Source organism: Micromonospora sp. M51 (assembly GCF_018070305.1).
GTDB lineage: Bacteria > Actinomycetota > Actinomycetes > Mycobacteriales > Micromonosporaceae > Micromonospora > Micromonospora parva.
In genome coordinates, this window is record NZ_JAGPXZ010000142.1 from 1 (window position 1) to 10,512 (window position 10,512).

The following is a 10,512-nucleotide window of genomic DNA, read 5'->3' on the forward strand; positions in this document are numbered from 1 at the left end:
GGCGGACGTAGCGGGCCAACCGCTCGGCCGGTTCCACCCAGGCCTCGGCGACCAGCACCCGCTCGCCGGGGTAGCTGTCCAGAACCTGCCGCCACTGCCGGTAGATCTCGTGCACACCGTCCTGGTCCCACATCGGCGGGCGGGGCTTGTCGATCTCGTTGCCGGAGAGGATCTCCTGGGGCTCCTGCCAGTCGGCCAGGTCGGCCTGCTTGATGAGGCCGTGCGCCACGTCGACGCGGAAGCCGTCCACCCCGCGGTCCAGCCAGAACCGCAGCACGTCGAGGAACTCCGCGTGCACCTCCGGGTTGTCCCAGTTGAGGTCCGGCTGCCCGGTGTCGAACAGGTGCAGGTACCACTGGCCGGGCTGCCCGTCGGCGTCGACAGTGCGGGTCCAGGCCGGACCACCGAAGACGCTCTGCCAGTCGTTCGGCGGCTGGTCGCCGTCCGGGCCTCGGCCGTCCCGGAAGATGTACCGGGACCGTTCCGGGCTGCCGGGCGCGGCCGGCAGCGCGGCCTGGAACCAGCGATGCGCCGACGAGGTGTGGTTCGGCACCAGGTCGACGATCACCCGCAGGTTGCGGGAACGGGCCTCGGCGATCAGCTTGTCCGCGTCGGCGAGGGTGCCGAACAGCGGGTCGATGTCGCGGTAGTCGGCCACGTCGTAGCCGGCGTCGGCCTGCGGCGACGGGTAGAAGGGAGAGAGCCACACCGCATCCACGCCCAGCTCGACCAGGTGGTCGAGGCGGGCGGTGATGCCGGGCAGGTCACCGATTCCGTCCCCGTCCGAGTCGGCGAACGAGCGGGGGTAGATCTGGTAGATGGCGGCCTCGGTCCACCAGCCGGTGGCCGGTTGGTCGGAGGAGGTCTGCTGCGTCGGGTCGGTGTTCAGGGTCGTCTCCCGTGTTGCGGTGTGTTGATTTCAATGTGCCCGGGGCGGCGCTGTCGAATCCCGCACCACCAACCGGGTGGGCAGGACCACCGGAGTGTCGCAACCGGTGCCCCGTTGACTGACGACAGGGTTCGGCGGTCGGGCCCCGAGCGGGTCGAGCAGCATCTGTGCGGCGAGCCGGCCCTGCTCGGCGGCGGGCTGGGCGACGGTGCTGAGCCCGAGCACACCGGCCAGGTAGTGGTCGTCGATACCGACCACGCTGACGTCCTGCGGCACCCGCAGCCCGACGTCGCGCAGGGCGGTCATCGCGCCCATCGCCATCTCGTCGCAGGCGGCGACGATCGCTGTCGGCGGCTCGCCGCGGGCCAGCAGTTCGGCGGTGGCCCGGTTGCCGCCGTCGATGGTGAAAGTGGACTCGATGTCCAGGGTCGGGTCGGGTCGCAGGCCGGCGGAGCGCAGCGCCGCCTGGTAACCCCGCCGTCGGTCGAGGTGGGTGGTGAAGGCCAACTCGTCGTCCGGGTCGCCGGAGATGTGGGCGATCCGGTGGTGGCCGAGGTCGATCAGATGCTTGGTGGCGACCCGCGCGGCGGCCACGTCGTCGATGCGTACGCACGGCCAGTTGGGCACCCTGCTGCCCGAGCTGATGGTGACTCCGGGCAGGTCCAGCGTGGCGAGCGCGGTCAGGTCGGCCGGACGCAGGGGCGTGGCGACCAGCATGATGGCGTCCACCCGCTTGTGCAGGTTGGCCGTCCGCAGGACCCGCTGGCGGACCTGTTCCCGGCCGCCCAGGTTGTAGAGCAGCAGGTCGTAGCCGGACTGGTGGAGGTATTCCTCGACCGCTTCGACGACGGTGCTGAAGAACCACCGGGTGATGCGGGGAACGACCACCGCGACAGTGCCGGTGCGACCACCGGCGAGCCGGGACGCGCTCGGTGAGACCTCGTAGTCGAGCTGTTCGGCGGCGGCCAGTACCCGGCGCCGGGTGGCGGCCGAGACCGTCGGCAGCCCCCGCAGGGCCCGTGAGACGGTGGCCGTGGAGACCCCGGCCAGTCGGGCCACATCATCGATCCTCGTCACGGTTACCCCCGCTCGGTGCCCGGTGCCCGCCGCCGCCCGAGGGGCCAGGCGACGGCGGGCGCGCGGTCAGCCCTTGACGCTGCCGGCGAGCAGACCTCGCACGAAGAAGCGCTGCAGGGACAGGAACACGATGAGCGGTACGACGATCGACACGAACGCACCGGCGGTCAGCCGCTGCCACTCGTTGCCCCGGGTGCCGGCCATCTCGGCGAGCTTGACGGTGAGCGGGGCGGTCTCGTTGCCGCCACCGGCGAAGATCAGCGCGACCAGCAGGTCGTTCCAGACCCAGAGGAACTGGAAGATGCCGAAAGCCGCCAGCGCGGGGGTGATCAGCGGCAGCACGATGGTGCGGAAGATCTTCGGGTGGGTGGCCCCGTCGACCCGGGCCGCCTCCATCAGGTCCCCGGGCAGCTGCGAGATGAAGTTGTGCAGCAGGAAGACGGCGAACGGCAGCGCGAAGCAGGTATGCGCGAACCACACCTGGGCGAACTTCTGTTCGTCGACCAGGTCCCACGCCGGCATCAGGGTGACGCCGCCGAGGCTGACGCCGGTGGAGAAGAACTTCAGCAACGGCACCAGGGCCATCTGCAACGGCACGATCTGCAACGCGAAGATCGCGATGTAGACCCAGTCCCGGCCGCGGAAGTTGATCCACGCGAGCGCGTACGCGGCGAGGCACGCGAAGGCGAGCGGGAAGAGCACCGACGGGATGGTGATCGCCAGCGAGTTGATGAAGGAACCGGCGAGCTGGCCGGAGGACGCTGACCGCCCGAACAGGACCTGCTCGTAGTTCTCGAAGGTGAACTGCGGGTTGGTGAAGGCCGTCCACCAACCGGTGGTCTTGATCTCGTCCTCCGGGCGGAGGGAGGAGACGAGCAGGCCGAAGGTCGGGATGGTCCAGAGCACCGCGATGACGATCGAGACGAGCGTCGCGGTGCGGCTGTTCAACCGCTTGCGGACCCGGCCGGCCGCGGTGGTCGGGGTGCCGTCGGTCTTCTGGGTGCCGACGGCGACGGTGGGCGTTGCGGTGGTCATCTCAGCCCTCCCGCTGCTGACGGAGGTTGCGGATCTGGTAGATCACGACCGGGATGACCAGGATGAAGAGGAAGACCGCGAGCGCGGAGCCCTGCCCGTTCTGGCCGTACCGGAACGCCTGGTTGTACATCTCGCTGGCGATCACGCTGGTGTCGTAGTTGCCGTTGGTCGAGGTCCGGACGATGTCGAAGACCTTGAGCGTGGCGATCGTGAGCGTCACGACCACGACGATCAGCGCCGGCCGGATGCTCGGCATGGTGATCCGCCAGAACATCTGCCACGGGCTGACGCCGTCGAGCCGGGCGGCCTCCACGATGTCACCGGGGATCGCCTTGATCGCGGCGGAGAGCACCACCATGGCGAAGCCGGCCTGGATCCAGACCATGATGACGATCAGCAGCAGCGTGTTCAGCGGCGATTCCAGCAACCACTGCTTCGGCTCGCCGCCGAGGCTGACGACGATCTGGTTGAGCAGACCGATCTGGTCGCCCTCGCCCCGATAGGCGTAGACGAACTTCCAGATGATGCTGGCGCCGACGAAGGAGATGGCCATCGGCAGGAAGATCAGTGACTTGGCGACCGCCTCGAACCGGGCCTTGTCGACAAGTACGGCGTAGATCAGGCCGAACCCGGTCGCCACCAACGGGACCAGGACCACCCAGACCAGGGTGTTGATCAGAACCCGGACGATCGAGTCGTCGGAGAACATCCAGCTGTAGTTGCGCAGTCCGACCCAGTTGGTGCTGCTTCCATCCATCAGGGAGAGCAGCGTGGTGCGAATGGCCGGCACGACCAACCCGACCGTGAGCAGTAGCAGCGTCGGCAGCAGGAAGAAGAGCGCGAAGAGTCCCTCCCCCTGCTTGCGTCGGCGGGGGAGCGGGGCGCCGCTGGCGGACGCGGCGACGAGCTGCGCCTCCCGACGGCGGGCGAACCAGGCCGGCACCACGTCGAGAAGCAGGAGCAGACCGCCCACCACCGCGACGAAAGCGATCAGCCCGTACATCAGCATGAGGAACTTCGGCTGCTCCTCAGCGAAGTCGAACTCCATCGACCCTCCCAGGTCCAGATCCGTCGGTGGGCCGGCCCGCAGGTGCGGACCGGCCCACCGCTCAGATCACTTCCAGCTGCTCTCGATGCCCTGGAGCACCGACGCGGTGTCCTTGCCGTTGATCCACTCGACCATGCCCTTCCAGAACGTCCCCGCGCCGACCGCGGCCGGCATCAGGTCGGATCCGTCGAAGCGGAAGACGCCGGTCTTGTCCTGCAGGATCTGGACGGAGAGCTTGTCGATCGGGCTGGCGACGTTGGCGATGTCCAGCTTGTTGTTCGCCGTGACCCAGTTGCCGAGCTTCGCGCGGCTGTTGACGTACTCGGCCGAGGCGAGGTAGGTCTGCACCGCCTGCACCTCGGGGCGGTCGGCGAAGCCGACGACGAACTCGCCCGCGCCGAGCACCGGCTTGCCCTTGGCCGTGTCGATGGCCGGGAAGTAGAACGCGAAGGCGTCGCCGTCCTCGGCCACCTTGGTGCCCTCGGGGAACTGGTTGGCGTAGAACGACGCCTGGCGGTGCATGGCGCACTTGCCGGTGGTGACCGGCAGGCCGGCCTCACCGAAGGCGGTGGTGCCGATGCTCTTCACCCCGCCGAAGCCGCCGTTCATGTACTTCTCGTTCTTCAGGATCGTGCCGGCCCGGTTGACGGCGTCGACGATCCGCGGGTCGTTGAACGGGATGGCGTGGGTGGTCCACTGGTCGTAGACCTCGGGGCCCTGCGTACGCAGGATGACGTCCTCGATCCAGTCGGTGGCCGGCCAGCCGGTGGCGTCACCGGACTCGATGCCGGCGCACCACGGCTTGATGCCGCTCGCCGCGATCGTGTCGCTGAGCTTGATCATGTCGTCCCAGCTGGTGGGGACGGTCCAGCCCTTCTCCTTGAAGAGCTTCGGCGAGTACCACACGAAGGACTTCACGTTGGCGCCGAGCGGCACACCGTAGAGGGTGCCGTTGACGGTGCCGTACTTCAGCCAGTCGGCCGGCATGTTCTGCTCGGCCATCGTCTTGGTGTCGGCACCGAGGGACTTCAGCTTGCTGGCGTCGGCGAACCGCTTGACCAGGCCCGGCTGGGGCACGAAGGCCAGGTCGGGCGCGTTGCCGCCGTCGACCCGGACCGGGAGCTGCGCCTCGAACTCGGCGTTGCCCTCGTAGTCAATCTCGATGCCGGTGCAGTCCTCGAACGTCTTCCAGGAGTTCCTGAGCAGATCGGCCTCGGCGTCACGGATGGACGCGTAGATGGAGACCTTCTTGCCGTCGTGGCCGTCGTACTTGTCGTATGCGGCGCACTCCGCGGAGCCCGCGTTGCTGCTCTTCTTGTCGTCGCCGGTACCGCAGGCGGTGGCGCTGAGCGCCAGCCCGAGTACGCCGGCGATCACGAAGGCCTGGCGTGGTCTGGTGAAGACCGCCATGCCGTCCTCCTTCCTAGCCGGCGCGGTCTCGCTGGTGACCCGTCGCCGGTCCGATTGGGCGTGCACACATGTAAGCGCTTGCATCCGGCTGGGTCCACCCCCTGCCAGACACGACCGAGTAACAATCCGGAAACCTGCCGGCTGCCTGGTGGGCGCGCTCCCGGGGCACGCTTCGGACTCTTTCGAAGAGTGACGATATCTGTCAGGCTGATGCCTACGCATCGAAGGTTTTCGACATAGGAGGAGCTGTATGCGAAAGCGGTGGATCAGCCTGCTGGTGACGGGTCTCTTGGTCGGGGGAGCGCTGGCGCCGGCGACGCCCGCGCTGGCCGCGCCGACCTTCAGGGTGCCCTTCCCGTGCGGGCAGACCTGGTCCGGGCAGACCCGGTCGGATCACAGCCCGGCGTACGCCATCGACTTCAACCGCACCGACGACGCCGGCGACCCGGTGGTCGCCAGCGCCCCCGGCACCGTCGACCGGGTCACCGACCTCGGCGGCACCAGCTACGGCAAATACGTCCGAATCAACCACGGGGGCGGTTACAGCACCTACTACGCGCACCTCAGCGGCTTCAACGTCTCGGTCGGGCAGACGGTCGGGTACGGCAAGGTGGTCGGCTGGGTCGGCAGCACCGGGGGATCGACCGGCCCGCACCTGCACTACGAGCAGCGCCTCAACGGTGCCGACATCCAGGTCCGCTTCAACGGCAGCCTCGCGCTCTACTGGGGCACCAAGAGCTACACCAGTGGCAACGGGTGCTCGTCGGGCAGCGGCAACGGCACCGTCGACACCAGCGGCACGCCGCTGACCGTTCGCTCCGGTCCCGGCACCGGGTACGCCTCGGTGGGCACCGTCGCCGATGGCACCCGGGTGACCATCGCCTGCCAGACCAGTGGCACGAGCGTCACCGGCACCTACGGCACCAGCACGATCTGGGACCGCATCGGCGCCGGGCGGTTCATCGCCGACGCGTACGTCTACACCGGTTACGACGGTTACATCCCGAACGTCCCTCGCTGCTGAGGCAGCGGACGGCCGGTCTCCGGCGGGCGAGCGCCCGCCGGAGATCCGCCGGTCAGGCGTTCAGCCGCCAGATCGACAGGTTCAACGCGGCGGCGAAGGTGACCCACGCCCAGTAGGGCAGCATCAGCGCGGTGGCGACCCGGGAGACCCGGGTGAACAGCAGCACGGTGAGGCCGATCGCCAACCACATCAGCACGATCTCGGCGAACGCCAGTCCGTACTGCCCCGCGCCGAAGAACAGCGGGGTCCAGATGGCGTTGAGGACCAGTTGGGCGGTCCAGGCCCAGAGTGCGGGGGAGAAGCCGACCCGTCGCCACACCAGCCAGCCGGCCACCGCGATCAGTGCGTACAGCAGCGACCAGACCGGGCCGAACAGCCACGAGGGCGGCGCCCAGTCGGGCTGCCGCAGGCTCGCGTACTCGTCGGTGGTGCCCTGCACGCCCAGCCCGCCGATGGCGGCGGCGATGAAGACCGCCACCCCGAAGCCGACGAGGGCCCACCACTGGCGGCGGCCGGAGGTCCTCGGGGCGTTCTGAGATGTCTCCATAGTCAAGATGTTTCCGCGGATCGGCGGTGGCAAACCGCCGGACACGAAAGCGCCGGGATCGCTGCGACCGGTGCCTCTGTCGGGAGGACGAAGCTCCGGTCGCGGCGACCCCGGCGGGTCCCGGTGTTACCGATGATGAGCGCTAATTGAAGATGCTGACACCACCCGGGCCGACCAACAGCCCGACGACGATGAGGACGATGCCCCACAGGATCTGCCGGCGGAACAGCGCGAGGATGCCGGCGACCACGAGTACGACTGCGAGAATCCAGAGAATCAGCTCCATGACCTCTGACTACCCGACTGGCCGATCGGGGAAACCTGGTCGGTGTCGAGTTGATCGCCAACGTGGAAGACGCTGTACGCCTGCTTGATCACCGGGTGTGCGACGTTGCGGACGCGTACCCCACCGGGGGTCGTGCCGCGCTCGGTCCCGGCGTGCGCGTGCCCGTGCACGGCCAGTGCCGTGGGCGCCGAGTCGATCGCCTGCCCCAGCTGGTACGACCCGAGGAACGGGTAGATCTCCAACGGTTCACCGGCCAGTGTGTCCGGCACCGGCGAGTAGTGGGTGAGCGCCACCAGCATGTCGCAGTCCAACGAGCGCAGCGCCGCACCGAGCCGGTCCGCGCTGTCGGTGGTGGTGCGGACGAACGCCTTCATCTCCGGCTCGCCGAAGTCACTCGCGCACCGGCCGGCGAACCCGCCGCCGAAGCCCTTCACGCCGGCGATGCCGAGACGACCACCAGCGCAGTCCAGCACGACGCCGTTGCCCTCCAGCACGGTGATGCCCGCGTCCTCCAGTACCTTGACCACCTGCGGCACCTGGTCACACTGGTGGTCGTGGTTACCCAGCACGGTCACCACCGGCACTGCCAACCCACCGAACTCCGTTGCCACGCAGCGCGCCTCGGCCTCGGTGCCGTGCCGGGTCAGGTCCCCGGCCAGCAGCAGCACGTCGGCACACTCCGGCAGCTCCTCCAACGCCGGTCGGAACCGACCGACGACGTCCTCGTCCAGATGCACGTCGCCCACGGCGGCGATCCGGATCACCATGGAACCTCCCTCAGGGCAGTTGCTCGATCTCCGTGGGCGCCTGCGCGCGGATCACCCCGATGTCGCTGGTGACCGGCACGTCCGGAAAGCGCTCCGACACCAGACGCAGGATCTCCTCCCGCCGGTGCGGGCTCTCCACCTCGCCGTAGAGCACGAGGGCGCGTTCCCGCCGGATGACGGTGATCCCCTGTTCGGCGACGGCGGGGTCCTCGACGAGCAACCGTTGGATCTCCGCTTCGACGTACTCGTCCGGTGGCCCGGTGTCGATGTCGCGATGGTGGGTCACGATGTCCCCTCTCCTGGTTGGGTGCCGGCGGCCGGCACCACCTCCAGCCGGTCCAGCAGCACCAGGAACGCCTCGGCGTACGGCGAGTGCTGCGTCTCCTTGCGTACCCGTTCCCAGTCGATCTGCTCCCGCAGCGAGCGGGCCAGCGGCAGGCCGCGGGCGAAGTCGCAGTAGTGCTGGGAGAAGCTGAGCAGTTTGTGCACCATCAGCTGGGTGGCGGACAGCACCGGCATGTGAATCGCGTCCACCGGCCGGATGACGGTGTCGGCGAACGTCTCCTCGGTCACCGGCGTCTCGATCGGCCGGTGGATCAGGTCCACCATCCGGCCGTCGTCGAAGACCTTGACCAGCCAGTCCTCCGGTGGGCGCTCGGCGACGAAACCGGCGGCCACCAGGGCCTGCAGCGCCTGTTCCACGTCCACTTCCCGGATCAGGAAGTCGACGTCGTGATCGCTGGAGTGGCCTCCGTGGGCGTAGACGGCGAAGCTGCCGCCCAGGGCGAACGGAATCTCGGACTGCTTGAGCACGGCGGCGACCTTCTTGAGGGTGTGCACAAGACTCTCGTCCCCGCGCTCAGCCATCTGGTTTCCTCCGTCGTCGTGTTGGTGGACCGGCGGTTGGATTTCAAAGTCCGGTACCCGGCATTCCGGTCGGCCACACCTGCCGGTGTCGCGGTCGGGTGTCAACAGGGATGAAGCATGACAAACCTCGCGGGGCGGGTGCGTCGGTCGGATAATCTGTGGAGAGTGGCCAGATCATCGGGGATGCGACGACGCAAGGCCCGGTTGCGCACTGTCGCCCTGATCGGCATCGACGGTTCCGGCAAGACCACCCAGGCGCACCGGCTGGCCGACGCGCTGACCGCCGCCGGGCGCCCCGCCAGGTACCGGCGCAACGCCAGTGGCCGGCGCTGGCTCGCCCGGCTCGCCCACCGACTCGGCCGGCCCGACGCGCAACGGCTCGTCGGGCGCGACGGCGTGCTGGCCGTGGAGTCGGTGCTGCGCTGGCTCGCCATCGCGATCGCCCTGATCAGCTGTCTGCTCACCGGCCGGACGGCGGTGATGGACCGCTACTCGGCCTGCCAGTACGCGAGCATCCGGGCGCACGGCGGGCAGCGCTGGGAGCGGCTCGCCCGGGCCGGCTACCGGTTGTTCCCGACGCCGCAGGTGACCTTCCTGCTCTCCGTCGACCCGGCGGAGGCATACCGGCGCATCGAGGAACGCGGCACCGATCACGAGACGATGGGGTGGCTGACCGCCGCCGACACCGCCTACCGGGCGCTGCCCGAGTACCCCACCTTCGTGGTGGTGGACGCGGGCCGCCCGGCCGAGGAGGTGACCGAGCAGATCCAGGCGCACCTGGAGACCTGGCTGCCGTCGTCCGCGCCGGCCGGGGACGACCTGGGGTCGGTGGCGGCTCAGGCCCGCCCGTAGACCGGAACGGTGGCGCCGCTGGTAGGGGCGGACTCGTCCGACGCGAGGAACCGGATCACCGGCGCGATCTCGGCCGGGGTCACCCAGCGGGAATGGTCGGCGTTGGGCTGCGCGGCCCGGTTCGCCGGGGTGTCGATGACGCTGGGCAGCACGGTGTTGCACCGCACGTGCTGCGACCGGTACTCCACCGCCACCGCGTTGGCGAAGGCCAGCACCGCCGCCTTGGCCGTCGAGTAGCCGGCCGCGCCCCGGAACGGGGCGATCGCCGCGCGGGCCGAGACGCAGACCACCGCGCCGCCGCCGGACGCCATCAGGTGCGGCAGCGCGGCCCGGGTGACCAGGTAGGTCGGCCGCAGGTTGACGGTGAGCATCCGTTCGAACTCCTCGACCGGGGTCTCGTGCACCAGCCCGCCGCTGGCGTACCCCCCGACCAGGTTGACCACCGCGCGCAGCGGCGCCGCCGGTTCGCCGAGCGCGGCCTCGACCGCCCGCGCCGCACCCGCCGGGTCGGCCAGGTCCGCGACCACCGGGACCACCCCCGCTGCCGCCGGCTCCGATCCGGGCCGGGCTTCCCGCTGCGGTACGACCACCCGCCAGCCCGCCTCGACGAACGCGGTGACGACCGCCCCGCCGAGCCCGCCGGTACCTCCGGTCACCACCACGCTGCGCTCCGCCATACCCCCCACGCTAGCCCTCATCCACCCCCGCCC

The 10,512-nt window shown here is 69.5% G+C and carries 13 protein-coding genes; 2 read left to right on the forward strand and 11 right to left on the reverse strand.

Translation table 11 applies throughout. The annotated features are described in order from the left end of the window. The 5 genes from KBX53_RS10560 to KBX53_RS10580 form a co-directional block, all read right to left on the reverse strand. Positions 1-889, reverse strand: an 889-nt coding sequence (locus KBX53_RS10560) for an alpha-amylase family glycosyl hydrolase (RefSeq protein ID WP_247675421.1), incomplete at its 3' end; no start/stop codon positions are given. 30 nt (positions 890-919) lie between these two features. Continuing rightward, positions 920-1,966: a LacI family DNA-binding transcriptional regulator gene (locus KBX53_RS10565; RefSeq protein WP_030333290.1), complete on the reverse strand. Its 1,047-nt coding sequence runs from the start codon at positions 1,964-1,966 to the stop codon at positions 920-922. A 66-nt stretch (positions 1,967-2,032) separates the two neighbouring features. After that, positions 2,033-3,001, reverse strand: a complete 969-nt coding sequence (locus KBX53_RS10570; RefSeq protein WP_210858888.1) for a carbohydrate ABC transporter permease — start codon at positions 2,999-3,001, stop codon at positions 2,033-2,035. A 1-nt stretch (position 3,002) separates the two neighbouring features. Then, complete coding sequence (locus KBX53_RS10575) at positions 3,003-4,049, reverse strand: carbohydrate ABC transporter permease (RefSeq protein WP_030333294.1); 1,047 nt, start codon at positions 4,047-4,049, stop codon at positions 3,003-3,005. A 66-nt stretch (positions 4,050-4,115) separates the two neighbouring features. Continuing rightward, positions 4,116-5,459, reverse strand: a complete 1,344-nt coding sequence (locus KBX53_RS10580) for an ABC transporter substrate-binding protein (protein WP_030333296.1) — start codon at positions 5,457-5,459, stop codon at positions 4,116-4,118. 250 nt (positions 5,460-5,709) lie between these two features. On the opposite strand from KBX53_RS10580, the gene KBX53_RS10585 reads away from it, so the two are divergent. Further along, on the forward strand, positions 5,710-6,483 hold the full coding sequence (locus tag KBX53_RS10585) for a M23 family metallopeptidase (RefSeq protein ID WP_210858889.1): 774 nt from the start codon (positions 5,710-5,712) through the stop codon (positions 6,481-6,483). Between the two features lie 52 nt (positions 6,484-6,535). On the opposite strand, the gene KBX53_RS10590 is transcribed toward KBX53_RS10585, so the two are convergent. The 5 genes from KBX53_RS10590 to KBX53_RS10610 all read right to left on the reverse strand — a co-directional run bounded on the left by KBX53_RS10590 (position 6,536) and on the right by KBX53_RS10610 (position 8,992). After that, positions 6,536-7,030, reverse strand: a complete 495-nt coding sequence (locus KBX53_RS10590; RefSeq protein ID WP_210858890.1) for a TspO/MBR family protein — start codon at positions 7,028-7,030, stop codon at positions 6,536-6,538. 142 nt (positions 7,031-7,172) lie between these two features. After that, positions 7,173-7,316 (reverse strand): GPGG-motif small membrane protein, encoded by a 144-nt coding sequence (locus tag KBX53_RS10595; RefSeq protein WP_007464364.1) that lies wholly within the window; start codon positions 7,314-7,316, stop codon positions 7,173-7,175. Next, on the reverse strand, positions 7,307-8,083 hold the full coding sequence (locus tag KBX53_RS10600; protein ID WP_030333302.1) for a metallophosphoesterase: 777 nt from the start codon (positions 8,081-8,083) through the stop codon (positions 7,307-7,309). The genes KBX53_RS10595 and KBX53_RS10600 overlap by 10 nt, the downstream gene beginning before the upstream one ends. Before the next feature lie 10 nt (positions 8,084-8,093). Further along, complete coding sequence (locus tag KBX53_RS10605; RefSeq protein ID WP_030333304.1) at positions 8,094-8,369, reverse strand: hypothetical protein; 276 nt, start codon at positions 8,367-8,369, stop codon at positions 8,094-8,096. Further along, positions 8,366-8,992 (reverse strand): nucleotidyltransferase family protein, encoded by a 627-nt coding sequence (locus tag KBX53_RS10610; RefSeq protein ID WP_309140748.1) that lies wholly within the window; start codon positions 8,990-8,992, stop codon positions 8,366-8,368. The genes KBX53_RS10605 and KBX53_RS10610 overlap by 4 nt, the downstream gene beginning before the upstream one ends. 123 nt (positions 8,993-9,115) lie before the next feature. Between KBX53_RS10610 and KBX53_RS10615 the strand changes: the two genes are divergently transcribed. Continuing rightward, positions 9,116-9,802: a thymidylate kinase gene (locus KBX53_RS10615; RefSeq protein ID WP_051708576.1), complete on the forward strand. Its 687-nt coding sequence runs from the start codon at positions 9,116-9,118 to the stop codon at positions 9,800-9,802. Here the strand turns inward: KBX53_RS10615 and KBX53_RS10620 are convergent. Then, on the reverse strand, positions 9,787-10,479 hold the full coding sequence (locus KBX53_RS10620; protein ID WP_210858891.1) for an SDR family NAD(P)-dependent oxidoreductase: 693 nt from the start codon (positions 10,477-10,479) through the stop codon (positions 9,787-9,789). The two genes, KBX53_RS10615 and KBX53_RS10620, sit on opposite strands and share 16 nt — an antisense overlap. Positions 10,480-10,512 lie beyond the last annotated feature (33 nt).